General features: G+C 58.7%; 18 protein-coding genes. 6 read left to right on the top strand and 12 right to left on the bottom strand.

Going from position 1 to position 24,589, the window contains the following annotated elements; genetic code table 11:
* Positions 1 to 7: 7 nt before the first annotated feature.
* The 8 genes from AC0B60_RS04690 to AC0B60_RS04655 all read right to left on the bottom strand — a co-directional run bounded on the left by AC0B60_RS04690 (position 8) and on the right by AC0B60_RS04655 (position 12,660).
* Positions 8 to 2,251, bottom strand: a complete 2,244-nt coding sequence (locus AC0B60_RS04690; RefSeq protein ID WP_465084430.1) for an NADP-dependent isocitrate dehydrogenase — start codon at positions 2,249 to 2,251, stop codon at positions 8 to 10.
* A gap of 439 nt (positions 2,252 to 2,690) precedes the next feature.
* Entirely contained in the window at positions 2,691 to 4,682 is a 1,992-nt protein-coding gene (locus tag AC0B60_RS04685) for an acetoacetate--CoA ligase (RefSeq protein WP_465084429.1), read from the bottom strand.
* Between the two features lie 16 nt (positions 4,683 to 4,698).
* Positions 4,699 to 5,478 carry a 3-hydroxybutyrate dehydrogenase gene (locus tag AC0B60_RS04680; protein WP_465084427.1) on the bottom strand — a complete coding sequence of 260 codons (780 nt, stop codon included), beginning with the start codon at positions 5,476 to 5,478 and terminating at the stop codon, positions 4,699 to 4,701.
* Positions 5,479 to 5,490: 12 nt separating this feature from the next.
* Positions 5,491 to 6,855, bottom strand: coding sequence for a TRAP transporter large permease (locus AC0B60_RS04675; RefSeq protein WP_465084425.1), 1,365 nt, complete (start codon positions 6,853 to 6,855; stop codon positions 5,491 to 5,493).
* Positions 6,855 to 7,493 (bottom strand): TRAP transporter small permease subunit, encoded by a 639-nt coding sequence (locus AC0B60_RS04670; protein WP_465084424.1) that lies wholly within the window; start codon positions 7,491 to 7,493, stop codon positions 6,855 to 6,857. Before AC0B60_RS04670 ends, AC0B60_RS04675 begins: the two co-directional genes overlap by 1 nt.
* 116 nt (positions 7,494 to 7,609) lie before the next feature.
* Complete coding sequence (locus tag AC0B60_RS04665; RefSeq protein ID WP_465084422.1) at positions 7,610 to 8,662, bottom strand: TRAP transporter substrate-binding protein; 1,053 nt, start codon at positions 8,660 to 8,662, stop codon at positions 7,610 to 7,612.
* A 326-nt stretch (positions 8,663 to 8,988) separates the two neighbouring features.
* A complete protein-coding gene (locus AC0B60_RS04660; RefSeq protein WP_465084693.1) occupies positions 8,989 to 10,401 on the bottom strand; it encodes a sigma-54 interaction domain-containing protein in 1,413 nt (470 codons plus the stop codon).
* A gap of 147 nt (positions 10,402 to 10,548) precedes the next feature.
* Positions 10,549 to 12,660 (bottom strand): 3-hydroxybutyrate oligomer hydrolase family protein, encoded by a 2,112-nt coding sequence (locus tag AC0B60_RS04655; RefSeq protein ID WP_465084421.1) that lies wholly within the window; start codon positions 12,658 to 12,660, stop codon positions 10,549 to 10,551.
* 344 nt (positions 12,661 to 13,004) lie between these two features.
* Here AC0B60_RS04655 and AC0B60_RS04650 point away from each other — a divergent pair, with 344 nt between their 5' ends.
* Positions 13,005 to 13,892 (top strand): alpha/beta hydrolase fold domain-containing protein, encoded by an 888-nt coding sequence (locus AC0B60_RS04650; protein WP_465084419.1) that lies wholly within the window; start codon positions 13,005 to 13,007, stop codon positions 13,890 to 13,892.
* Here the strand turns inward: AC0B60_RS04650 and AC0B60_RS04645 are convergent, their stop codons facing one another.
* Positions 13,893 to 14,252 (bottom strand): DUF6164 family protein, encoded by a 360-nt coding sequence (locus tag AC0B60_RS04645; protein ID WP_465084417.1) that lies wholly within the window; start codon positions 14,250 to 14,252, stop codon positions 13,893 to 13,895.
* Positions 14,253 to 14,351: 99 nt separating this feature from the next.
* Between AC0B60_RS04645 and AC0B60_RS04640 the strand changes: the two genes are divergently transcribed.
* From AC0B60_RS04640 to AC0B60_RS04625, 4 genes are read left to right on the top strand one after another with little or no spacing between them, the layout of a single operon-like run.
* A complete protein-coding gene (locus tag AC0B60_RS04640) occupies positions 14,352 to 15,758 on the top strand; it encodes a DUF2868 domain-containing protein (protein WP_465084416.1) in 1,407 nt (468 codons plus the stop codon).
* Positions 15,755 to 17,185, top strand: a complete 1,431-nt coding sequence (locus tag AC0B60_RS04635) for a GTPase/DUF3482 domain-containing protein (RefSeq protein ID WP_465084691.1) — start codon at positions 15,755 to 15,757, stop codon at positions 17,183 to 17,185. Before AC0B60_RS04640 ends, AC0B60_RS04635 begins: the two co-directional genes overlap by 4 nt.
* A 50-nt stretch (positions 17,186 to 17,235) precedes the next feature.
* Positions 17,236 to 17,631 carry an ectoine synthase gene (locus AC0B60_RS04630; protein ID WP_300497280.1) on the top strand — a complete coding sequence of 132 codons (396 nt, stop codon included), beginning with the start codon at positions 17,236 to 17,238 and terminating at the stop codon, positions 17,629 to 17,631.
* Positions 17,632 to 17,641: 10 nt separating this feature from the next.
* Positions 17,642 to 18,844 carry an MFS transporter gene (locus AC0B60_RS04625; RefSeq protein ID WP_465084414.1) on the top strand — a complete coding sequence of 401 codons (1,203 nt, stop codon included), beginning with the start codon at positions 17,642 to 17,644 and terminating at the stop codon, positions 18,842 to 18,844.
* 135 nt (positions 18,845 to 18,979) lie between these two features.
* On the opposite strand, the gene AC0B60_RS04620 is transcribed toward AC0B60_RS04625, so the two are convergent.
* Entirely contained in the window at positions 18,980 to 20,155 is a 1,176-nt protein-coding gene (locus AC0B60_RS04620; RefSeq protein WP_465084412.1) for a type III PLP-dependent enzyme, read from the bottom strand.
* A gap of 275 nt (positions 20,156 to 20,430) precedes the next feature.
* Here AC0B60_RS04620 and AC0B60_RS04615 point away from each other — a divergent pair, with 275 nt between their 5' ends.
* Positions 20,431 to 20,643 (top strand): YjfB family protein, encoded by a 213-nt coding sequence (locus AC0B60_RS04615; protein ID WP_465084411.1) that lies wholly within the window; start codon positions 20,431 to 20,433, stop codon positions 20,641 to 20,643.
* Positions 20,644 to 20,708: 65 nt separating this feature from the next.
* On the opposite strand, the gene hrpB is transcribed toward AC0B60_RS04615, so the two are convergent.
* Together hrpB and AC0B60_RS04605 are read right to left on the bottom strand one after the other, a co-directional pair.
* Positions 20,709 to 23,186: an ATP-dependent helicase HrpB gene (hrpB, locus tag AC0B60_RS04610; protein ID WP_465084410.1), complete on the bottom strand. Its 2,478-nt coding sequence runs from the start codon at positions 23,184 to 23,186 to the stop codon at positions 20,709 to 20,711.
* Positions 23,187 to 23,319: 133 nt separating this feature from the next.
* Positions 23,320 to 24,531: a YbfB/YjiJ family MFS transporter gene (locus tag AC0B60_RS04605; protein ID WP_465084409.1), complete on the bottom strand. Its 1,212-nt coding sequence runs from the start codon at positions 24,529 to 24,531 to the stop codon at positions 23,320 to 23,322.
* Positions 24,532 to 24,589 lie beyond the last annotated feature (58 nt).

Here is a 24,589-nt window from a genome sequence, read left to right as displayed (position 1 = left end):
TATAACGTTACTTCACCTGTGCGCGAGCCTCTTCGAGAATACGGTTAAAGGTCTCGCTCGGCTGCATGATCTTGCAGACTTTCTCGGCCGGTGGGTGATAGTAACCACCGATATCGGCCGGATGGCCCTGAATCACGCTCATTTCTTCCAGGATCTTGTCCTTGTTGTCTTCCAGTTGCTTCGCCAGCTTTGCGAAGAAATCCTTCAGATCCTTGTCATCGTCCTGGTTTGCCAACTCTTCCGCCCAGTAACGAGCGAGGTGGAAGTGGCTGCCGCGGTTGTCCAGTTCACCGGTATTACGCGACGGTGACTGATTGTTCTCCAGCAAGCGCTCGGTGGCTTTGTCCAGGGTCAGGCCCAGCAGGCGCGCACGTTCGTTGTTCTGCTTCTCGCCCAGCTCCTCCAGGGAAACGGCCGTCGCCAGGAATTCGCCCAACGAATCCCATCGCAGGTGGTTCTCCTGCAGCAATTGCTGAACGTGCTTCGGTGCGGAACCACCAGCACCGGTCTCGTACAGGCCACCGCCGTTAAGAAGGGGCACGATGGAGAGCATCTTGGCACTGGTACCCAGCTCCAGAATCGGGAACAGGTCGGTGAGGTAGTCACGCAGAACGTTACCAGTCACGGAGATGGTATCCAGACCACGAATCAGTCGCTCCATGGTCCAGCGAATGGCGCGTACTGGCGACTTGATGAGGATATCCAGGCCGTCGGTATCGTGCTCCTTGAGATACATTTCCACTTTCTTGATCAGTTCAGCATCATGCGGGCGCTCGTCGTCGAGCCAGAACAGGGCCGGCATGCCGGTGGCGCGGGCACGGTTAACGGCCAGCTTGACCCAATCGCGGATCGGCAGGTCCTTGGTCTGGCAGGCGCGCCAGATGTCACCTTTCTCGACCTTGTGCTCGGTCAGCACGGCGCCGTCTTCGGCAATGACGCGAACTACACCGTCTTCCTTGATTTCAAAGGTCTTGTCGTGAGAGCCGTATTCTTCGGCCTTCTGCGCCATCAGACCGACGTTCGGTACCGTGCCCATAGTGGTGGGATCGAATGCACCGTGAGTCTTACAGAAGTTAATCACTTCCTGGTAGATGGTCGCGTAGGTGCTCTCAGGCATCACCGCCTTGGTGTCCTTGAGCTTGTTGTCTCGCGCCCACATCTTGCCGGAGTTACGGATCATCGCTGGCATGGAGGCATCAACGATGACGTCGCTGGGCACGTGCAGGTTGGTGATGCCCTTCACCGAGTCCACCATGGCAATTTCCGGGCGATGCTCGTAGCAGGCGTGCAGGTCTTCAAGGATCTGCTCCTGCTTGGACTCCGGCAGTTGCTTGATCTTGTCCGTGACACTGGAGAGACCGTTGTTGGGATTCACACCCAGCTCGTCGAACAGTTCGCCGTACTTGTCGAACAGCTCCTTGTAGAAGATCTTCACCGCGTGACCGAAAACGATCGGGTGGGAGATTTTCATCATGGTGGCTTTGACGTGCAGGGAGAACATCACACCGGTTTTTTCGCAGTCTTCAATGCAGTCATCGAAGAACTTGCGCAGTGCCTTACAGCTCATGAACATGCCGTCCAGCACTTCGCCTTCCTGCAGTGGCAGTTCACTCTTAAGAACCGTCTGCTTACCTTTGGCGTTCTCGAAAACGATACGGGCCTTGGTGGCCTTATCCAGTGTCAGTGACTGTTCGTTGGAGTAGAAATCACCGCCACGCATGTGGGCCACGTGGGTGCGTGACGCCGGGCTCCACTCACCCATGGTGTGGGGGTGCTTGCGAGCAAAGGCCTTGACGGCGGTCGGGGCACGACGGTCGGAGTTGCCTTCACGCAGTACCGGGTTTACGGCGCTGCCCAGCACTTTGGAGTAACGGGCGTGAATTTCGTTCTCTTCGTCTGACTCAGGATCTTCTTTGTACTCGGGAACCTTGTAACCCTGGTCATTGAGCTCCTTGATGGCAGCCCGCAGCTGGGGAATGGAGGCACTGATGTTGGGAAGCTTGATGATGTTGGCTTCCGGGTCCTTGGTGTAGTCACCCAGCTCTTTGAGGTCGTCGGGCACGCGCTGGCTTTCTTCCAGGTAGTCGGGGAACAACGCCAGGATGCGAGCCGCGAGGGAGATGTCACTGGTGCCAAATTCGATGCCTGCTGGCTTGGCGTAGGTTTCCAGGATGGGAAGAAGTGACCGTGTTGCGAGGGCGGGGGCCTCATCGGTCAGTGTGTATATGATCTTGGCTTTGGATGATGTCATTTTCGTCCTCAGGCTGATGGGTGAGTTCAGGACGGTCACCGCAGGGTCAGCCGTCTTGTGAACGTCTGGCTTGAGCGATGACTGATTCGGGAACTTTTGATAGACCTACTAAGATAGCATTTTTTTGGCAATTCTGGTTACGATCTTAGTATAAGAACCGACTAAAAGTTCGCTAAAAGCCGTTACAGGACTATGAAAAGGCGGGAATTTACGAAACTTTCGAACATTTTGACATGGAGGCGGCCGTGGTGGGGAGGCCTTCTCCCGAAACCCGCCTCACGACATCCCTGTGCGGCTTGAGCTCCGCCATCCATGGCTCCGCACAGTTTCGGGAGAAGGCCTCCCCACCACTAACATACTCCGTGCGTATCGCCACAAGAGCAGGACCGTAAGGCGGATCAGGCAAAGTCGTAATTCGTCAGCCGATCCACCAGCGAAGTCACCCCTTCGGCAACAAACCCGCCTCTTCCAGGCATTCCCGAATCCGGTCCAACGCCTCCGGATTGCCAAGAGCATCCCGGTTGTCGGCTTTGTTGGAACCGTTGATCAGGCGCGCCACCGCCAGCTCCACTTTCTTACCACTGCGGGTGTAGGGAATGTCCGGCACCTCGATGATGTGCTTGGGCACATGGCGGGGGCTGGCGCCTTGACGGATGCGGGTTTTGAGGTTTTTCTGGAGGTCGTCGGTGAGGGTCTGGCCCTCCGCCGGGACCACCAGCAAGACCACTTCCACGTCGCCTTCAATCTGGCGACCAACCACAAGGCTGTCTTTCACTTCCGCGATGGTCTCTACCTGCCGGTAGATTTCGGCGGTACCGATTCTCACACCGCCCGGGTTGAGGGTGGCGTCGGAGCGGCCGTAGATGACGGCGCCGCCGTGTTCGGTGAATTCAATAAAGTCGCCGTGAGCCCAAACACCCGGGAAGGTGTTGAAGTAGGCGTCTTTATAACGTTCATTGTCGGGGTCATCCCAGAAGGCAACTGGCATGGAAGGCAGAGGCTGGCGGCATACCAGTTCTCCACGCCCCTGACTGACCGGTTGACCGTCGTCGCCATAGGCAACGGCGTCGACGCCGAGGAAGCGGCACTGGATTTCGCCACGCCGTACCGAGAGCAGTGGTGTGGAGCCCACAAAACACCCGCAGATGTCGGTGCCACCCGCAATCGAACCCAACAGTACATCGGGGGCACCGTCACTATAGACCCAGTCGTAGTCTTCCGGCAGCAGAGGGGAGCCGGTGGAGAAGACGACTCTCAAGGCAGTCAGGTCCAGGGTTTTCGCCGGAGCCAGCTCGGCCTTGCGGCAGCCAGCAATGAAGCGTGCGCTGGTGCCGTAATGGGTGACTTTCTCGTCAGCCACAACCTGCCATAGATAGTTCAGGTCCGGGTAGCCAGGGGAGCCGTCGACAGTGATGACAGCGGCGCCGGTCAGCAGGGCAGACGCCTGCCAGTTCCACATCATCCAGCCGCAGGTGGTGAAGTAAAGGAAGCGGTCCTCGGGGCCAACATCACCGTGGAGCATCAGCTCTTTGGCGTGGTTGACCAGCAGTCCGGCGTTGCCATGCACGATGCATTTGGGTTTACCGGTGGTGCCGGACGAGTAGAGGATATAGACCGGGTGTTCCGGCGGCAGCGGCGTGAAGGAGGGCGCCTGGCCATGGCCCTCTGCAAGGGCATCGTCCCAATGGGTAACCTTGTCGCCGGCGACGGCGGGTTCGCCCGGAAGTTGTTCGATGCTGACAACGCAGCGCAGGCTTGGCAGGCCGTCAATCAGGCCGGCGAAATCATCCTGGCGGTTGAAGACTTTGCCACCATAGCCATAGCCGTTGACCACAATCAGCGCTGCAGGCTCGATCTGACCGAAGCGGTCAAGAATGGCGCCCACGCCGAAATCCGGTGACGCGGAACTCCAGACGGCACCCAGGCTGGTGGCCGCCAACATGCCCACCAGGGCCTCATAGCCATTGGTGACAACACCGGCCACGCGGTCACCCTGTTGAATACCCTTATTGCGCAGGAACGCTTCCAGGGCACCGGTGTCCGCTTTCAACTCAGCGTATGTGCGGCGCAGCACCGGCCGGGTTTCGCAGTAGGCCACAACCGCTTCGCGCCCGGCGTGATCGCCTTCCGCCAGCCGCAGCAGATTGGCTGCAAAGTTTAGTTTCATACCCGGGAACCACTCCGCGCCAGGCATGTCACGCTTGCCCAGAACGGCGTCGGCCGGGGTGTCGCATACCAGGCCACAGTAGTCCCACACTTTCTGCCAAAAGGTTTCAAGGTTCTCAATCGACCACTGATGGAGGGCGTGGTAATCGGCAAACGGCCCGAAGCCCTGTTGCTCCAGCCAACCCTGGAACTGACCCATCTGGCAGTGTTTCAGTGTGTCCTGCGAAGGAGACCAGACCACTGGTGATTGTTCTGTGTTACTCATCCGTCTCTCCTGTTGCTTACTGCATATGCCAGCCGTGACTGACCACAATGGATTGGCCGGTCAGTGCCGCCGATGGGAAGGCCGCCAGATGCACTGCCAGCTCGGCGACGTCTTCCAGGGTGGTGAATTTGCCATCGACGGTATTCTTCAGCATAACCTTACTGATGACGTCTTCTTCGGAAATACCCAGCTCCTTGGCTTGTTCCGGGATCTGCTTGTCCACCAACGGCGTTCTGACAAAGCCAGGGCATATGATGTTGCTGCGCACACCGTGCTCCGCCCCCTCTTTTGCCACCGCCCGGCACAGACCGAGCATGCCGTGTTTCGCTGCTACGTAGGGCGCCTTGAGGGGTGAAGCTTCCTGGGAATGGACAGAGCCCATGTACAACATGGTCCCGCCCCCGCTTGCGTACATCTGTTTGAGGGCCGCTCGCGTTACGAGAAACGCCCCGTCCAGATGAACGTTCATCACTTTGCGCCAGTCAGCAAAGGCCAGTTTGTGCAATGGGTCGATATGCTGAATACCGGCGTTGGCCAGGGCAACGTCAAGGCCGCCCCACTTGTCCACGATGGCGGCCACGCCTTGGTCTACAGCCTCTTCGTCGGTCACATCCATGGCCAGGGCCATGGCGGTGCCACCTGCTTTTTCGATGGCCTCAACGGCCTCCTGGGCACTTTCCAGGGTGAGGTCGGCCACCGCAACCCGGGCGCCCTCACGGCCATATTGTTCGGCTATGGCCCGGCCGATTCCGCGCCCCGCCCCAGTGATCAGGGCTATCCGGTTTTCTAGACGCATGTTTCTTTCTCCTTAGTCGTAAGCCACGCTAGGCAGCCAGGTCGCGATTTCGGGCACCAGGAAGACAATCGCCAGAGCCACCAGCTGAATAATGATGAAGGGTATGACGCCCTTGTAGATGTCGGTCACCTTGATTTCCGGCGGCGCCACACCTTTGATGTAGAACAGTGCAAAGCCGACAGGTGGCGTCAGGAACGACGTCTGCAGGCACATCGCGAAAAGGATGGTGAACCACACCAGATCAAAGCCAAGGTGCTGAACCACTGGGGCCACCAGAGGCAGGATGATCAGAGTGATCTCGACCCAATCCAGGAAGAAGCCGAGCAGGAAGACACCAAACAGGATGGTAAGAATTACGCCGTAGGGGCCGAAAGGCAGACCCAGCAAAGCGTCTTCGATAACCTGGTCACCACCGAGCCCCCGCAGGACTACAGAGAAGGCTGTGGCACCCAGAAAAATGGCGAAAATGAACGCAGCCGTGCGGGTTGTCTGCTGCATGGAAGAATTGAGCACTTTGATGCTCAGGCGACCCGACATCAGCGCCAACAGCAGAGCGCCCAAGGCGCCAACACCGGATGCTTCCGTTGGTGTTGCGATTCCGGCAAAGATGGAACCCAGCACGCCCAGAATTAGCGCAGCTGTCGGCACAACGGCCTTTGCTACTTCCCAGACAATGCTCCAGGTCACTTTCTCTGTGCCTTCCGGCACCGGCGCAATGTTCGGCTGCAGCATAGGACGGATGATAGCGTAGGCGACGTACATGGCGCCCAGCATCAGCCCCGGAAAGAACGCCCCCATAAACAGATCGCCAACCGATGCTTCCGGAACGGCCAGCCGATCCGCCATCAATACCAACATGATGGACGGGGGAATCAGAATGCCCAGGGTCCCGGTAGCACAGGCCGTCCCCACAGCGAATCCCTTGTCATACTTGTTCTGCATCATCACCGGCAGGGACAGCATGCCCAGAAGCACCACGGACGCACCAATGATTCCGGTGGTCGCGGCGAGCAAGACACCGATGACAATCACGGTTACCGCGTAGCCGCCGCGGACAGCGCCAAACAGTTTGACCATGCTGTTCATCAGACGCTCGGCTACCCCGGACTGGTCAAGCATGATGCCCATGAAAATAAACATGGGCAGAGCGACAAGGGTCTCGCTGTTTACAACCTTCCATACCCGCTCGGGCACTAGCCCCATGGAGGAGGAATAGTCAAACCACAGATTTGCCCCAAAATTCTCTACGGCGATTACACCGACAACGGTCCAGATAACCGCGGTGCCACCCAATACCCACGCAACCGGAAAACCGGTCATCAACAATGCCCCGAACGTCAGGAACATGCCGATTACAAAAAGGGTTTCAAGCTCCATCAGGACGCATCCTCTTTCTTGTTATTCCCGGACTCGATCCGAATTGGCTTCGGAAAACCGAAAAGCAGAGCAGTGACTTTCAGCAGACGGGATAACGCTGCCAGAATCAGAAGAACAAAAGACAGTGCCAGGATACTCTTGAGAATCCAGCGATAAGGAAGCCCGGCAGGCGCCTGGCTGGTCTCACCCTGGACCCAGGAACTGAAGGCATAGGGAATCATTTCGTATACAGCCAACCCGAGAAACGGCAACAGCAGGAGTAACAGGCCAAGCAGTTCAATCCATGCCTGGCCTCTGAGAGACAGGCGTTCATGGATCACATCGACCCTGACATGGTCATCCGTCACCAGGGTATAGCCCAAGCCCAATAACCAGCCTGCACCGGCCAGATGCCATTGGACCTCTTCAAGAGTGACTGAACCCATGCCAAAGGCATAGCGACCCACCACTGCATAGATAATCACACCAGTGACCACAATCCAGAGCCAGGAAGCACTCTTACCAATTGCAGAAATCGCACTGTCGACACACTGGCTGAGCCAGGTTGTCGGAAACTCCGTGTGATGATGAATAAATTGACCGGCGTCCGACGCCGATGCGTGCACATCTGGCGATGAGCCTTTATCAGACACTGTCATACAACAGTTCCTCGTTCAGAAAGCCTGCCATGAAACGAGGATGGCCCCGCAGGGCCATCCAGACTTGATAAGGGAGCACCGGATTTTCTTCCAGTGCTCAGGGTCAGCCCCGAACCTTACAGGTCCGCCGGAACATAGGCGCGAGTGTCCCACACCTTGTAAGATTCCATAAACTCCTGCTGGCTTTCATAGACGCGCTTGAAGTCGGCATCCTTGGAAGCTTCTTCTTCAAGCACTTCCTGAGTCACTTCCTTCAGCTTAAGCAGAACCTCACGCGGAATCTGGTCAGCCTGAACGCCTTTTTCCTGGAATTCGGCCAGAACCTTACCGTTCTTGTACTCGCCCTCTGCAAGACCACGCGTGGTCGCTGCGGTGCAAGAAGCCTCAACCAGCGCTTTCTGCGCGTCAGTCGCACCAGCCCACTCATCCTTGTTGATCAGCATATACTGAGCCGTGAACTGCTGGTGCCAACCCGGGAACAGGTTGTACTTAACCACTTGATTGAAGCCGAGAATCTGGTCGATGGCGGGCATGGAGAATTCGGTGGCATCAATGGTGCCTTTTTCCAGTGCCTGGTATAGCTCGCCGCCGGGCATCATGGTGACAGACGCGCCCAGTTTTTCCAGAACTTTGCCACCCAGGCCGGCGAAGCGGATCTTCAGGCCTTTGTAGTCTTCCAGTGTTTTGATGGGCTTGGAGTACCAACCCGCAGTTTCAGGCCCAATGATGCCGCACAGTTGTGCGTGTACATCGAAGCCTTTGTTGGCATAGGCTTCCTGCAGCATTTCATGACCACCACCGTAGTAGTACCAGCCAATATAGGCGGGTGGCTTCATGCCGAACGGAACAGCGGCAAACAAGGGAATCGATGGCACTTTGCCCTGATCGTAGCCGATCCAGGTGTAGCCGGCAGAAACCTTGCCGTCGGAAACCGACTGCAGAATATCGAACGGGGGTACCAGCTTGCCGGGCTCGTAGACGCGAACCTGGATGCTGCCATCGGAAGCGGTGTTGAGGTTATCGGCGACCCAGGCGGCGGGAGAGCCCAGGCCCGGCAGATTGGTAGCGAAGGCGACCGGCATTTTCCAGCGCAGGTCATCAGCGAACGCCGATCCGGTAGTCAGGGCGATCGCACCGGCGACACCGGTAAGGGCCTTGAAGAGTTTCATTGGCAAGTCTCCTAGCATTGTTTTTGTAGTAGGCCATGCAGGAATTTTCCCGACGGGCCTCATCTGAGTGTAGTCAGACATCGCAGGAAACGAGACAGACAAGATGTGTTTTGGGTCCAACGATAGCGCCAGTCTTGTTTTCTGCGTTGTTCTGACGTCCTGCATCCGGGATATAGCAGGCACTGTGCCAATCATAATATTTCGTTATTTATCAGCTAGATAAAAATACGTGGAGATATTGCCTGTGATGGGTAGTCCGGAAATCCGGACATATTTAGAGAACAGTCGTAGGGGTTTGTACGGACAACAGGACATGTGTCCTGATGTCAGGACATTTTGGCCAGCTTTTCGTAGAGTACGGATCGGGAGATACCCAATAATTTGGCGGCACGGGTGCGGTTTCCACGACTGGCAACCAAGGCTTCTTCAATCGCCTGAGCTTCAGCATCCGCCAACGTTTTGGCCAATGGGCGCACAGGCTGCGGCACAAGCGATGACGATGGTCGATTACCGCTGCGGGGTAATACCTTGAAAACAGCGTCTGCGTCTAATAGACCGCCATCTTCCCCCATGGTTAACGCGCGTTCCAGTACATTACGCAGCTCACGGATATTACCCGGCCAATCGTATCCACCCAAAGCTGCCACACCAGCGTCGGTAATTTCACCCCGCATCTCCAGGCCGTCACAGATTTCACCCAGCAGGGCCTCGCACAGTACGCCCAGATCGGCCAGGCGGTCGCGCAGCGGGGGGATTGGTATCTCCAGCACGTTCAACCGGTAATAAAGATCCGACCGGAAATCACCCTCCGCAATCATTGCTTCAAGGTTGCGGCTGGTCGCGGCGATCACACGCACGTCCACCGAGGCCACCTTGTTGGAACCCAGAGGCTCAATCTCACCTTCCTGCAGGGCCCGCAGCAGCTTTGCCTGTAACGGCAACGGCATATCTCCGACTTCATCAAGAAAGAGCGTACCGCCGTTGGCCAACTGGAATTTGCCGTCACGAGTGCGTCGGTCTGCTCCGGTATAGGCCCCCGGTGCAACACCGAAAAACTCTGCTTCCAGCAGATTGTCAGGGATAGCGGCAACGTTCACCCCCACGAAGGGTTTTTCGGCCCGAGCAGACACGGAATGAATCGCCTGTGCCAGTACCTCCTTGCCAGTACCGGTCTCACCGAGCAACAACACCGGCATATCGCGACCGGCCGCCAGCCGGGCACGGCGCTTTACCTCCAGTGCCGCCGGACTGGCACCGACGAAGTCAGCCAGGTTGTAACGAGTACCACGCGCCTTTTTTGCCAGGGCTTTACGAGCAGCTGCGAGGTCCTGATGCAAACGACGATACTTGGCCACCAACGGCGTCAACGGTTGCAAGTCGTCATACAGAACAAACGCCACCGCCCCCATGATCCGGCCATCTTCGTCGTAAAACGGCAGCCGGGTAACCACGAGCTGTTGCTTGTTGTGCTCCATAATATCAAGCAGCAGTGGCTTACCCGTTTCCACCACTTCCGGCATGCGCGTGTGGGGAATCACCTGACGGACAGGCTTACCAATGACGGCGCCAGGGTCGCTCAACCCCAGTAGATGTGAGTAACTGTTGTTAATCCACGTAATCCGGCCTTGGTGATCAACAGCAATCGCACCGGCGCTGGCTTCCTCAAACATTGGAAACAACGCCTCAATCAGATCCCTGGTCAGGCCACTCTTATTTTTCTCGCTAAACAGCTCGGTCATGTACCCTGTACCACCGGGTTGGATGTTATTCATGGCAATATCCAAGGCACCCGGCAAGCCGGGTGCAGTGACAGAAGTATATGGCGCCCCCGGAACGGGGGCAAACAATGCCGGCACGGAATCTGACCGGGCCGGCCGACAGGCGTGTCAGTCTGGAATCTGTACCTGATCGTCAGCGAACACGATGCGGTCGCCGGCATCCGGGCTGGGATTGATCGGGGTCAGGTTGGCCGCAAACAGAGGTGTGGCCATATCGCCACGCGGTACCGTTCTGACCACCTGGCTGGGCGGCAAGGCCTGCTTCTCGGCGAGGTTCGCCCACACCAGATCCAGGGCCTGGAAGAAGTAGTGATGCAGCGGCACATACCGGTCTGCAATACCTGGAAAGCCATTAAGGACATCCAGGTGGTGGGCATTAAGAATCTCGTAATACCTCAGCTTGCTATCGCTGCCCTCAACCCGCTGATTCAGCCCGAAATAGGGCCGCGAGGTGTGATTGATAGGCAGGATGGCGTCGGCACGACCGGTCACGAAGACCGTTGGTTTGCCCCGCAGGTTGCCAGACGCGCGGATTTGTTCGATACCACCGGCGATACGCTCGGACCATTCCGCGGCATCACCCGCCAGCGGGCTTCCGGTCACAACATCGGTGCCCACGGCAAGGCTTCTCAGGCACAGCAGAGCATCCAGACCGTAATCCTGCTGGCTGGTACTGGGCGACGCACTGGCACCCAGATTGGTGGGCTGACCTTCGGCACCGTCGTACACCAGATTCACCCCGGCACTGGGAGGAATACCGTTACTCGCAGAGAACAGCGCTGCTTCCTGCGCCGCAGTGATGGGCGTGACCGCGCCGCCAGCTCCCGTAGCCGCCAGGCTGATATCACACAACCTGTCCTCAACACCGGCCTGACTGTAGGCGTTGACGTACGTCATGGAGATGCCCTGCGACACCGCAAGCCCGAAATGGACCGGTGCCAGCAGGTTCTGTTCGGGCTGAATACCCACTTCCTCTTCCAGGATGCGCAACGCATCAGATGCTCGGTCGTCGGTGGTGGCACCTGTCACCAGGCCCTTGTTGGCCAGTGAATTACAGATGTTTTCCGCAATCGTGAAGTTGTTGAATGTGGCGTTCAGTGGCGCCACATCACGCACTTCCGGTGCAATGTTCGCGCAGCCCTGATACACCGCCAGTGCAGTGGTGTAATCCAGCAGGCTACGGCTGTGTTCGGCAAGCTCGGGGCCACTGCCCTGACGGATGGTAAAGCTTGTATCCACCTGCGGATTGACGTTGGGCTCCGACACCGCCACCCCGTCGATCAGCCCCTTATCGTCAAGTTCAGCGGCACGGACCGAAGCCCCACCGCCGTTGGAAACGCTGGACGCAATTACCAGGGTGTCCTTCGGCTTTACCTTGATCACTTTGCGACCATTGCCGGTTTCCTGACCGAATTCCTCGTTCAGTACATAGAAGCCGAACTCAATCGACTGCAGTACATGCTGCCCCCAGTCAGCCTCGGGATTAACCTTGGAGTGGGCATGCTTGTAGGCAAAACGGTCCGGCCAGGCAGCGTCAAAATCAGCCCGCGCCTGGGCGTCCAGGTCTGCCCTGAACTGTACCGGCTCGTCGGCCTGGGTAAGCGTACCGTCGATACGCTGGGCGGCGTTGGTAGCCAGGTTGTGGGAGCCTGTGCCCGTGCCCTTATCGGTGTAAACCACTGCGCAGCCTTTCTTCAGGCCCCATTCGCCGGCGGTACCAATCGCGCCGTAAACGCCGCGGGAGCCCGACGAGGGCGCCGTTACCATACAGGCCTGCTTGGGATCGAAACTGTCCGGCACCTGTACCATCACGGTCACCGGCACATCGCTGCCATCAACCGTCATGTAGGCCAGGTATTCATTACCTGGAATCCGCCCTTCGCCACTACTGTCGACCTGGGGGCCGAAAAATTCGCCGTAACCTCCTCCGGGCACGGTGTCCACAAGCGCGCGATAGTTGTTGTAGATAGCCAGCGTTCGGAGTTCTTCAGACGTGGGATTGACCGGATCATCGAAGGCCGGTGCCGTTGCACTGGCCAGGCCGCTGGCGCCAAGGCCGCCAGTCAGGAGGTCATTGGTGACGCCATCATACTGGGTAGACTGGACCTCTCCCTGGATGAATCCCGGGAGCTGGTTGAACGGTTTCTTGCTGCTGTCGTTGCAGGCGGTACCCGTCAGAGCCACCGCACCAATCAGCGTGTACTGAAATAGCGTTTTCATAGGTTGTTCCCTGTTGTTTTTGTTAGGCATGAGAACCCAGCGCACACGAACGAAGCCGGGCATCATGACCGAAGCCATGCGCATCCTGTGCCAATACAGCAGAACATTGATTTTAATTGCTTTTTTCGAAAACCGCTCTGATTTCCAAGCATTATTTCCGGGTTTCCGGACAGCGCTCAGAGGGGGAAGTGGGCAGAAATGCCCTGTGCAGGCCGTCTCGCGACATTGTCCTGAAGCCAGGACAGTGTCCCGTTATCAGGACAGTGCTGAGCACTGCACAATGCATCCGCGGTCATATTCGAGACGTATAAGTCTTCGTTTCCGCCCGGATGAACGGAGAGTCCATGCACGTCAACCGCCTGCTGGCATTGGCCGCCAGCACTTTGCTATCCGCCTGCGCCTCACACCTGAACGCACCGGCGGAAACGGTGTCGGTACCCGATACCGGCTTTCGCACCACAACCGGCATCACCTATTCCCCGGACAACTGGCCTCAGGAGCTCCAGGCGGATCTTTATCTGCCAGACAGCCCCGACCCCGCACCTGCGGTACTACTGGTGCATGGCGGTGGTTGGGAACGGCGTTCGCGGGAAGACATGACATGGATCGCAGAGCACCTGGCTGGCCGGGGCTTTGCCGTGATGAACATTGACTATCGGTTTGCGCCTGAACACACCTTCCCGGCGCAACTCTACGATCTTCAGATAGCCATGAACTGGCTTCATGCCAGGGCGGGGACCTACAACCTGGACCGGGCTGCGATCAGTGCGTTTGGTTTTTCTTCTGGCGCTCACCTGGTCAGCTTGTTGGCCGTGATTGCGGAAAGCCAACACCCGTTGAACCAACCACACGGAGGCGCGGAGGCCCGGCCGGAGGCTGTTGTTGCCGGTGGCTTGCCAGCCGACCTGCGAACCTTCGGATCCGGAAAGCTGATCCGTCAGTTCCTGGAAGGTGATCAGCAGGACATTCCGGGTGTTTATGAGGCCGCCTCGCCGATCACCCACATTACCGCCGGCACGCCTCCGTTTTTCCTGTTCCATGGCGCCCAGGATATGCTGGTGCCTGCGGATCAGGCGCGGGATTTCCGGGCACGCCTTGCGGAGCATCACGTTGAGAGTGAACTTTACCTGATGCACCTGCGAGGCCACATCACCAGTTTCCTGACTGCCGGCAATGCCGTTGAGAAAGCCACAGACTTCCTGATCCGGCACACGGAAAAGCAGCCGGAGTGACTAAAGCGTCACAAACGGAGCAACCGTCAATGCCAGGATGACAGCGATGGCCAAGCAAACCGCCAGGGTCGTCACCGGCTTACGGCGAAGCCGGTGCCAGAATCCGCCGACCCGGCCAGCCGCCAGATCCTCCTCGTAGGCTTCACGCTGACGGTGCAGGCGCTCCTGCTGATAGGTTTGCAGCAATTCCCTGGCACGCTGGGCCTCCTCATTGTCGTGGACCCAGAATCCACCCATGCTGATACCCCAGCGACTGGGAGGCGTCTCGTAGTAGGACACATTGTGCGTCTCGAACAGCTCGCGTATTTCGTCAGCTTCGTCGTCGGGGACGTGACGAAGGTTCATGAGGTGGTTGGTCATGGTAGGTCCGACACCGGTTTATGGGATACCCTTATCATCCTAGACCCTTATCCTAGCATTCCGCGGCGGCTCTCACCGCCCAGTTGAACAGGATACTCAATGCCAGACAGCGCCATTCGACGATTACTGGAGTTCGACAATCAGGTTCAGCGCGACCGCGACCAGAACCCGGTGTTCCTGCACCGGCGGGATCGCCGTTTTGCCCTGGACTGCCACGACCAGGGTGTCAGCCCTGACCCGGATCGTTGGCTTGAGCATGTCAGGCGCCTCTCCAGCCGTGCTTCGACCCACGACCCGCTGAAACCCTGGCGAAGGATGACCACCGGTTTTGCCCTAGCAGGGCTCGTTGCCGGAACGCTGGCCATGCTGGGGCTACTGTTCTACGACGGTGGCCAGCGAATCAATCTGACGGTGATCCTGGCCTTTACGCTGCTCCAGTGCATCCTCGCTGTGGTTACCACTGTCCAGGCCTTCGCTGGCTGGCAGCCCTGGCGCTGGTTGTTGAGGAAGTTTGCAGCTGAACGCCCCTCCGACGCCCTGCGAACCTTACAACCTCTGTTAATGGCCCGTGCAGCCCATACCGGCGGACTGGTGTTTGGTGTCGCCGGATTGATGACACTGCTGATACTGGTAGTGATCCAGGATCTCGCCTTTGGCTGGAGCACCACCCTGAATACCGGGACCGATAGCTACTATCGCCTGCTGGCCGCCACAGCCACGCCCTGGCAGCACCTGTGGCCAGCGGCCATGCCGGACCGCGAGCTGGTGAATGCCACCCGATTTTTCCGTAGTCAGTCTTCCACAAATACCGATCCCGCCCTCTGGGGGAGTTGGTGGCCATTCGTGACGATGGTCTGGATGACCTATGTTGTCCTACCCCGGCTCGCCCTGCTGGTGCTGGCAATCGTTCACCCCCAACTGCGTGCCCGCAAGGCGCTCCAAACCCATCATGGGTGGATCGCCCTCCAGTACCGCATAGAAACACCTACCGTGGACACCGGCAACCGCCACAATGACGCCGCCGACCAACCGGATACGTCAACGTCTGCAAGGCTGCAACCTCTCCCCAAGGCCCAGGCTCTTATTCGCTGGGCGGAAGCCGGCAAGCCAGCGCTGCCGCAAACCATCATCGCAGGAGACCAGGAGCCCCTCGCCGCCGGCGGTAGCGCCTCACTCGAGCACGACCATCACATCATCGAACTGGCAAACCAGCGACTGACCAATGCCCTAACTCCGGCGGCGATCGTCGTCACCCGCAGCTGGGAGCCACCCACCGGCGAGCTTACGGATTTTCTACAACAGGCCCGTCGCGTATGGCCAGGACACACCATAATCGCCCTGGTGCCGATGGCGCCTCAACCGGACCAATCGCCACCCGACCATCAACTCAGCCAGTGGCTGCGATTTGCCGAGCGCACGGGAGATGAGAAAATGGTGGTCAGCACACCGATGACGACACCGCCAGATATCCTTATGCACCGCGCACTGCAGGACGAAGACGAATAATGGAAGCCCCCGTGTTTGCCGTCGTCGGCCACCCCAACAAAGGGAAATCCAGCATTGTCGCCACCCTGTCCCAGAACGACGCCATCGCCATTGCGCTGGAGCCTGGAACCACTCGCAAGCATCAGGCGTATCCGTTGGCCGTCGACGGCAAGACGCTGTACACCCTGGTAGACACTCCGGGATTCCAGCGCCCCCGGCGTGTACTGGAATGGCTGGAGGCCCACAGCGTGTCAGCCTCTGACCGTGCGGAAACAGTCGAAGCCTTTGTGGTCCAGCACCGTCAGGATGACGGCTTTGTGGATGAATGCGAACTCTTGCAACCTCTCATTGACGGCGCGGGCATCATCTACGTTGTTGACGGTTCTGTACCCTACAGTCCCCAGCATGAAGCAGAAATGACCATCCTGCGCTGGACCGGTCGGCCAAGCCTTGCCTTAATCAACAGCATTGGCGAGGACGACTACAGCGACACCTGGGCCAGGGCACTCGGCCAGTTCTTCCAGGTTGTCCGGACCTTCGATGCCGTTCGCGCGCCCTTTGAGCAACACCTCAGCCTGCTGCGGGCCTTTGGACAACTTGAGCCGGACTGGGAGCAGCCCCTGGCCAACGCGACCGCGTTTCTCTCGGCGCAAAGACAGCAACGCCGCACCCAGGCGGCCACATTCATCGCCCGCAGCCTGGAAGACATGATGTCCTTCCGCGAAAAACGGACACTGACCACGCTCCAGACCAGCGAAATTTCCGATCACGACCTGGCCGGGCAGTTGCGCAAGAGCTGGTATGACAACCAGAGAAAACGGGAGCAGCACCTTCGAATTGCCATTGAGAAGCTCTACGAGCATCACCGTGTGCAACGACAGGAAGCGGAACTGGAATGGCATAGTGAACACGATCTGTTCAGCGAAGACAGCCACAAAGCCTGGGGTGTAAACCGACGCTATCTGGCCACCGCAGGCTTCGGTGCGGGCGCCGTGAGCGGGGCCGGAGTGGATGCGTTGACCCTTGGCCACTCACTGGGCGCCGGAGCCCTGGTAGGCGGGCTGATCGGTGCCGCAGGCAGTTATTTTTACGGCGACCGCCTGGCACTGCCGGTGCTCAATACCGGGGTACTGAAAAACGGGCTCCGGACCGCCACCTTCGGGCCTGTACAAGACAGTCAATTCGGCTATGTTGTATTAGGAAGGGCCGTTAATCACTGGTGGCATATCAGCCATCGGAATCATGCCGGCCGGGAACTGCTTGACCTTGAACCTGCGAATGACCATTGGCTTGAGCAACTCGATCGCAGGCAACGCCGGACCATCCATCAGGCCTTTGAACGTTGCCGAAAAAAGCGCGCCCTGGATGACAAAATGAGAATGGCCTTTATCGCCGCCATCGAGCAGTCGCTGGATGCCTACGACGATTGGCGGTTGAACCGAACCTGACGGGGATGTTTATACTGTAAGGCTGTTCCATCACACAGCGAGGGATAAGTATGAAAATTGTACGAGTTCAGGACATCATCGGTACCGAACGCGAAGTTAGCGACAAGCAGTGGACCAGTCGTCGTTTGCTGCTGAAAAAAGACGGCATGGGTTTCTCCTTCCACGAGACCATCATCAAGGCGGGGTCTGAACATACTTTCTGGTACAAGAATCATCTTGAAGCCGTTTATTGTGTGGCTGGCAATGGCCGCATCAAGGATCTCGAGACTGGTGAAATTCACGAAATCACAGATGGCACACTTTACGCGCTGGACAAGCACGATCGTCACACCCTCTATGGCGGCACCGAAGACATGCGCCTGATCTGCTCCTTTAACCCGCCGGTCACAGGCCGCGAAGTACACGACGAAGACGGCGCCTACATCGCGGATACCAGCGACGATTAAACCCGGCCCCGTGGCTGACGTTTCCGACACACCGACACCGCCACCGGCAGTCAAACTGCTCCCGGTGGCGGTGTTGCTTTGGCTGGCCGGTGTTTACCTGCGTATACCAGTGTTGGTGGCACCGCCCCTGGCGCCATTCATCAGCGACGAACTCGGCCTCTCCCAGGCCCTGACTGGCGCACTCACCACCCTGCCCATACTGATGCTGGCGATCGGATCCATGCCCGGCTCCCTGGCCATCGCACGGCTGGGTCCGCGAAACACTCTGGCACTGGCCATGGTCATCATGGTCATTGGCTCCGCAGGGCGCGGCCTGTCACCGGACACCGTCACACTCATGCTCACCAGCGCAATCATGGGGCTGGGCATCGCCATGATGCAGCCGTCCCTACCGGCTCTACTGCCCCGCTGGCTCGAACCCCGTCACCTGGCAATTGGCTCCGCGATCTATATGAATGGCATGCTGATGGGAGAGTTCATCGGCGCCGGCATCACCCTACCGGTGCTGATGCCACTGATGAACGACAGCTGGCGAGCCACGCTGCTGGCCTGGTCACTGCCCGCGTCGCTGGTCGCTGCCGCTCTGTTCCTTCCCCGCCGGGAAATGGCACGGCCGGTGAAAAAACCGGCCTGGCTGCCCGACTGGAAAAACCCACTGACTCTGCGAATTGGCCTGCTGCTGGGCCTGTCAGGCTCCCTGTTCTTCGGCCTTAACGCCTACATGGGCAATATCCTAGAACAACAGGGTAACTTCGACATGCTGGCGGATGCGCTGTTCTGGTATAACTTCGCCCAGGTGATCGCCTCCCTGGTCATGCTGAAAATGGCGAGATACTGGGTAGGCCTCAAAGCACCCATCATGGTGACGGCACTCTGCAGCACCCTGGGTACGGTGGGAACGGTCGTCTTCACCGGTTGGTGGTCGATAGCCAGCGCAACGTTTATGAGCTTTACGGCCGGTATTCTGCTGATCCTGTTGGTGGCGTTACCGCCGGTACTGGTGGAATCACGGGAAACGGGTCGACTCTCAGCAGGAAACTTCCTGGTTGGTTACACGGTCGCGTTTTCAGTTCCCATGATCGGTGGGTTACTGGCCGACTGGAGCAACGACGCTCGATACGCCATCATCTTCATCATCGCCTATTGCGTTCTGGTTCTTCCCCTGACTTTTACCCTGGACCTGAAACGACAAAAGGGCCAACCCGAAAGCTGACCCTCTGTTTGGTGTCGTTGATCTATGCCGGGCCGCGGGGTGGGGGTATATTTTCCTTGGAAATGGAACTCGCTTCGCTCAGACACCCATTTCTGGCGGAAAATATACCCCCACCCCACGTCCTTACCGCCTGGCTTAGATGTAATAGTCCTTTAACGGAGGGAATCCGTTAAATTCTATTGCACTGTACGTCGTGGTATAGGCACCGGTGGACAGCCAGTACATGCGGTCGCCGATGGCCAGATTCAGCGGCAATGGGTACTTGTGATGCTCGTACATGATGTCGGCACTGTCGCAGGTTGGGCCTGCAATTACACAGTCCTCGCCTTCGCCGGATTTCTCTGTGTAGATCGGGAACTTGATGGATTCATCAAGCGTTTCGATCAAGCCACCGAATTTACCCACATCGGTGAATACCCAACGGTGCAGGGCAGTACGCGATTTACGTGAAATCAGCACCACTTCACTGACCAGAACACCTGCGTTGGAAATCAACGAGCGGCCAGGTTCGATAATGATCTCCGGCAAGGCATCGCCAAAGTCTTCCTGAAGAAAGCGCTTGATCTCTTCCGCGTAGGTTTTCAGATCGTTGGTGCGGGTAATGTAATTCGCCGGAAAACCACCGCCCATGTTGATCATTTTCAACTCGATGCCGTCTTCTTCCTTCAGGCGCTCGAAGATCACTTTCACCTTGCCCAGGGCTGCATCCCAGGCGCCGATTTCCCGTTGCTGGGAACCCACATGGAAGGACACTCCGTAAGGCACCAGGCCAAGGTCACGGGCCAGTATCAAAAGATCCATCGCCATGTCAGTCTGGCAGCCGAATTTGCGTGACAGGGGCCAATCAGCGGTCAGGGTGCCTTCGGTCAGGATGCGAACATACACTTTCGAGCCCGGAGCCGCTTTGGCAATGTTGCGCAGGTCCGCTTCCGAATCCGTCGCGTAGAGGCGAACACCTCGCTCGTAGAAGGTGCGGATGTCCTTGGCCTTCTTGATGGTGTTGCCGTAACTGATGCGGTCACCAGCTACACCCAACCCCATGACTTTGTCGAGTTCGTACACCGACGCGATATCAAAGCTGGCGCCCTTGTCCCGCAGCATGGTCAGAACCTGCGGGGCCGGGTTGGCCTTCACCGCATAGTAGACGTTGGCATAGGGAAAGCCTTCCACCAGATCGTCGTACTGACGGTTGATGGTCGCGGTATCAATCACCACGCAGGGGGTATCCCTGGTATCGGCAAAAGCCTTGATACGGGCAAAGGTCTCGGCGTCGTAGTAATCAGAGAGGATGGCGTTGGCAGACTCGGTCATGGATCGTGTTTCCCTCCACGGGCAAACAGACAAAAAAAGGCACCACAACAACGCTGCAGTACCCGTCAATCGCGCGATCATCGGTTCTTTTCCCGGGGCAGGATATGAGCATATCTACCCATAAACACTCGCCGCTCAATCGCTCAGGATCGTGACGATGGTTTCAACCGTGTCGCATTCATCGGTGGTTTTGTTACGGTCTGCTACGGGTGGCTGGAAGCGCCAAATCGATGTGGTAGAGTGACTACTTAATCACCAGACTGTTGGAGGCCCCTATGTCTGATGTCGCATCCCTGGCGGCCAGCGCTACCCAGATGAGCCAGCAGAATGTGCGCGAGCAGGCGCAGATCGCTGTGCTGAAACAGTCCATCGATATGGCCAGTCAAGGTGCCCTTCAACTACTCGAAGGCGTGACGGACACCGCTGTCGCCACCACTGGCGCGAATCCGTCGGACAATGTCGGTAGCATGGTCGACGTCAGGGCCTGAACCCCAAGCCCCCGATCCCCACCAAAAGCCCCAGTCCTATCTATAGCCAACGACCAGAACCAGACTCATCGAACAGGACGCTTCTTAGTCCCCTGACTCGCATCCGCCGTCAGGGGATCTTCCGGCCAGGGATGCTTGGGATAACGACCGCGCATGTCCTTGCGGACGTCCGGGTAGGCGTTCTGCCAGAAGCTCGCCAGGTCGGCCGTAACAGCCAGCGGGCGTTGGGCCGGAGATAGCAGGTGGATGACCACCGGCACCTGGCCTCGGGCAACCGTAGGGGTTCTGGTCCAGCCAAACAGAGCCTGGAGTTTGGCCGCCAGTACAGGGCCGTTTTCTGCGGTGTAATCCAGCGCCACGGACTGGCCGGTGGGAATCGTCAGGCGGGTGGGAGCCAGTTCTTCCAGAGCCTGTTGTTGCGGGTAATCCAGCAGGCTGGCAAGGGACTGGTTCAGATTGAGTTTGTCCAGGTCACGCCAGCGGGTCATCCCTGCCAGGAACGGACCCAGCCAGGTTTCCAGGTTGTCTGTCAGCCAGCGCTCGCTAACCGTTGGCCATTCGCCGGGAAAGCGTTCCGCCAGCAGGGTGATGCGGGCCAGCCATTGCTCCGCCGCCGACGTCCACGGCAGGCTCCCAAGGCCTTTTTTGCGCACGGCTGCCAGCAACCCCTGCTGTACCAGTTCCGGTGGCGGGGCCGGCAGAGCTGTTTCTTCCAGTACCAGTTGCCCCAGTGTTCGCAAGCGACGGGCCACGACGGTTCCGCGTCGTTCGTCCCAGATGGCCTCTTCATACTCTTCAATGTGACCAACCAAATCCTGTTCCAGCATCGCTGGATCAACCGGCGCGGCAAGATAAATCGTGGCCTCCCTGGCTTTGCCGTCCAGTTCAGCAGCAACCAGCCATTCATAGCGAGCCAGCCGGTCGGCATGACGAAGGGCTGCGCCGCGACCGTTACTGAGCAGGTATCGAGGTGCCTCGCCCTGTCGTTTACGGGCGATCCGGTCCGGATACGCCAGTGCCAGTATGCGTCCTACCTCATCGTCGGTGGGCAATGCCTGTGGTCGCTCAAGACCGGCCGCCAGGCGGGACACCGATTTGGCGATGGATGTCACCCTGGCGGCGTCCACACCCGGCCTGGCTCCCAAGCCCCGCAGTATCCGGACACGCTCCTGCATGTCCGCCCCAGCTGATCGGCCAGCCAGATCACGCTCTTCCAGCAGGGCCGCGAGCTCGGCTGCAAGATAGCCCTGGCCGATATCGCGCCCACGAAGAATCATGTGCGCCAGCCGTGGGTGAACACCCATATCCCGGGCCGCCTTGCCATGGTCGGTGATCACACTGTCGGCATCCAGCATGTCCAGCCACTGCAACAACGCCACAGCTTGCTGCCAGTGCGCGACGGGAGGTAGGTCAATCCAGTCGAGCTGCTCTGGTGACCGCGCGCCCCATTGCGCCAGTTCCAGCACCAGGGGTGCCAGGTCCGCTTCCTGTATTTCCGGCGGGGTGAACTCGGCCAGACCGAACTGGGCGGATTCACTCCACAACCGGTAACAGATGCCAGGTTCAATACGCCCGGCCCGCCCCTTACGCTGCTCCGCAGACGCTTTCGAGACCCAGCCCGTCACCAGCCGTGTCATACCACTGTTGGCATCAAACACCGCTCGGCGTTGCTGGCCGCTGTCGATGACGACGCGCACGCCTTCAATGGTGAGGCTGGATTCCGCAATAGCGGTGGCCAGGACCACTTTGCGATAGCCTTCAGGTGCCGGCGCGATGGCCCGGTCCTGCTCCTCGCTCTTCAGGTTTCCATACAGTGGCGCCACAACCACATGGCTGTCTGTCTGGTCCTGAAGCTGGCGCTCTACCCTGCGGATCTCGCCAGCACCTGGAAGAAACACCAGCAACGACCCGGTCTGCTGCTCCAGCGCCTCATGAATAACGGATACCACCTGTTCCTCAACCCGGCCATTGCGAGGAACGGGGCGGTAGGCCACCTCGACGGGAAACGCCCGGCCTTCGCTACTCAGCACAGGCACATCACCCAGTAACCGGGCAATGGGGGCGGTATCCAGCGTGGCAGACATCACGATGACCCGCAGATCCTCCCGCAATGCCTCGCGAGATTCCCGCACCAGCGCCAGACCAAGATCAGCCTGCAGTGACCGTTCGTGAAACTCATCAAAAATCACAACGGCGTAGTCTTCCAGCGCCGGATCGTTCTGAATCAACCGCGTGAGAATGCCTTCAGTGACCACTTCGACCACCGTCTCCGACGTCACCCGGGTATCCAGCCGCGTGCGGTAACCCACCGTCTGGCCCGGCTTCTCTCCCATCTGCCCGGCCATGTACCTTGCCGCCGACCTCGCCGCCAACCGTCTTGGCTCCAACATCAGGATCTTGCGACCTTCACGCCAGGGAGCATCCATCAGAGCCAGTGGCACCCTGGTGGTTTTACCGGCGCCCGGTGGTGCCTGTAGCAGGATGGTTGTTTGGGACTCCAGGTTGTTCAGGAGGTCCGGGATGATGTTGTTGATTGGGAGCATTTGTTTGCTTTGTTTAGGACTGGTCGGGTTGGGGGAGGGGCGTGGTGGGATATTTTATCCGCCAGGAATGGGTGTCTGAGCGCAGCGAGTTCCATTCCCAAGGAAAAATATCCCACCACCCCGCTCATGCACCCTAACGATCAGTCCTGCCAGGATCTCCAGGCAAAGGCACAAAGAACGCAAACACCGCTCCAAGAGCCAACGCCACCACCCCGATGCCAAAGGCCGTAGTCAGGGTACCACCGGCGTCCAGCCATTGCTTGGTGAGCCAGGGGCCGGCCATCTGGGTGAAGCCGTAGACCGACACCATTGCCGCTGACAGTCGCGGCCCCTGGTGCGGATGCAGGGCCCGGCCAATGCGTTGGGTGAGCATTACCGTACCCACGAACGTGCTGCCCACCAGCGCTGCGCAAACAGCCAGACCTAAGGCACCGGGCAAGACCACCGCAGCCAGGACGCCGGCAAGCTGTACAACGAAGTTCAGCCGTAATGCAGGAAGATCGCCGATTTTCGCACCCAGATGGTTCCAGATCGATGGCGCCAGGATCGTCGCCAGGGCCGCCAGGAACCAGGCGCCATCCAGCAGCCAGTGGTCGGCCGGTAACTGGTCCTTGGCCAGCAATGGCAGGAACGTCATCGGCAGTATGTAACCGAGACCAGCCCCGGCGTATGAGAGAAACAGGGGCACACTTGCCCGGTCAAACAGGGGCGATTTTCCCGGAGGGGTTTCACCGTCGCTTTGTGCCCTCACCGGTACGTCCAGTCGGAGCAACCGCGCCGTGGCCCACCAGGCCAGGGGAATCGAGAGAACCACCGCCGGCCACCAGCGCTCAGTCCCTTCAAGCCAGTGGGCGCTGGAGCTGACCAGGCCACTTGATACCAGGAGGCCCAGACCTACACCGATATAGAGATGCCCACTCAGGGTTGCGCGGTTGCGCAGTACCAGCCACTCCAGAATCAAGGCCGGGGCCTGGACAAAGACAATGCCGTTGGCGATGCCATTGAACAGGCGGGCGGTGGACATGGCGACAAGATTGTCTGTCTGAGTCATCGCGAGGGTGGTCAACAAGTGAACTGCCAGGGAGGCGGGCAGCAGCATGCGAATGTGGCTGATGGTGTGCCAGCGGATGGCCAACAAGGCACCGAGCAGATAGCCAAGGTAATTCCAGGTGGCCACAGCAGCACCCTGCCCGGCGCTGATCTGGCCATCGTCCACCAGATATGGCATCAGTGGCGTATAGATAAAGCGGCCCAGGCCATGGGTGACCAGCAACAGGATGGCACCCGCTACCACGACCAGATAAAGATCCCGCGGCGGAGTGCAGGAAGGGTGGGAATTTGGCATCACAGAACCCCAAGGGAAAGCCGGTGGGCAGTCTAAGCCAGCATGAGCAGGAAGTCAG

The organism is Marinobacter sp. V34, from assembly GCF_055524115.1.
The sequence above is the reverse complement of the archived record's forward strand: the minus strand, read 5'-3'. Positions and strand labels throughout refer to the sequence as shown.

Excerpts from the sequence above, each read along its gene's own strand:
- AC0B60_RS04690 (WP_465084430.1), bottom strand. The coding sequence starts at position 2,251 with ATGACATCATCCAAAGCCAAGATCATATACACACTGACCGATGAGGCC.
- AC0B60_RS04685 (WP_465084429.1), bottom strand. The coding sequence starts at position 4,682 with ATGAGTAACACAGAACAATCACCAGTGGTCTGGTCTCCTTCGCAGGAC.
- AC0B60_RS04680 (WP_465084427.1), bottom strand. The coding sequence starts at position 5,478 with ATGCGTCTAGAAAACCGGATAGCCCTGATCACTGGGGCGGGGCGCGGA.
- AC0B60_RS04675 (WP_465084425.1), bottom strand. The coding sequence starts at position 6,855 with ATGGAGCTTGAAACCCTTTTTGTAATCGGCATGTTCCTGACGTTCGGG.
- AC0B60_RS04670 (WP_465084424.1), bottom strand. The coding sequence starts at position 7,493 with ATGACAGTGTCTGATAAAGGCTCATCGCCAGATGTGCACGCATCGGCG.
- AC0B60_RS04665 (WP_465084422.1), bottom strand. The coding sequence starts at position 8,662 with ATGAAACTCTTCAAGGCCCTTACCGGTGTCGCCGGTGCGATCGCCCTG.
- AC0B60_RS04660 (WP_465084693.1), bottom strand. The coding sequence starts at position 10,401 with ATGACCGAGCTGTTTAGCGAGAAAAATAAGAGTGGCCTGACCAGGGAT.
- AC0B60_RS04655 (WP_465084421.1), bottom strand. The coding sequence starts at position 12,660 with ATGAAAACGCTATTTCAGTACACGCTGATTGGTGCGGTGGCTCTGACG.
- AC0B60_RS04650 (WP_465084419.1), top strand. The coding sequence starts at position 13,005 with ATGCACGTCAACCGCCTGCTGGCATTGGCCGCCAGCACTTTGCTATCC.
- AC0B60_RS04645 (WP_465084417.1), bottom strand. The coding sequence starts at position 14,252 with ATGACCAACCACCTCATGAACCTTCGTCACGTCCCCGACGACGAAGCT.
- AC0B60_RS04640 (WP_465084416.1), top strand. The coding sequence starts at position 14,352 with ATGCCAGACAGCGCCATTCGACGATTACTGGAGTTCGACAATCAGGTT.
- AC0B60_RS04630 (WP_300497280.1), top strand. The coding sequence starts at position 17,236 with ATGAAAATTGTACGAGTTCAGGACATCATCGGTACCGAACGCGAAGTT.
- AC0B60_RS04620 (WP_465084412.1), bottom strand. The coding sequence starts at position 20,155 with ATGACCGAGTCTGCCAACGCCATCCTCTCTGATTACTACGACGCCGAG.
- AC0B60_RS04615 (WP_465084411.1), top strand. The coding sequence starts at position 20,431 with ATGTCTGATGTCGCATCCCTGGCGGCCAGCGCTACCCAGATGAGCCAG.
- hrpB (WP_465084410.1), bottom strand. The coding sequence starts at position 23,186 with ATGCTCCCAATCAACAACATCATCCCGGACCTCCTGAACAACCTGGAG.
- AC0B60_RS04605 (WP_465084409.1), bottom strand. The coding sequence starts at position 24,531 with ATGCCAAATTCCCACCCTTCCTGCACTCCGCCGCGGGATCTTTATCTG.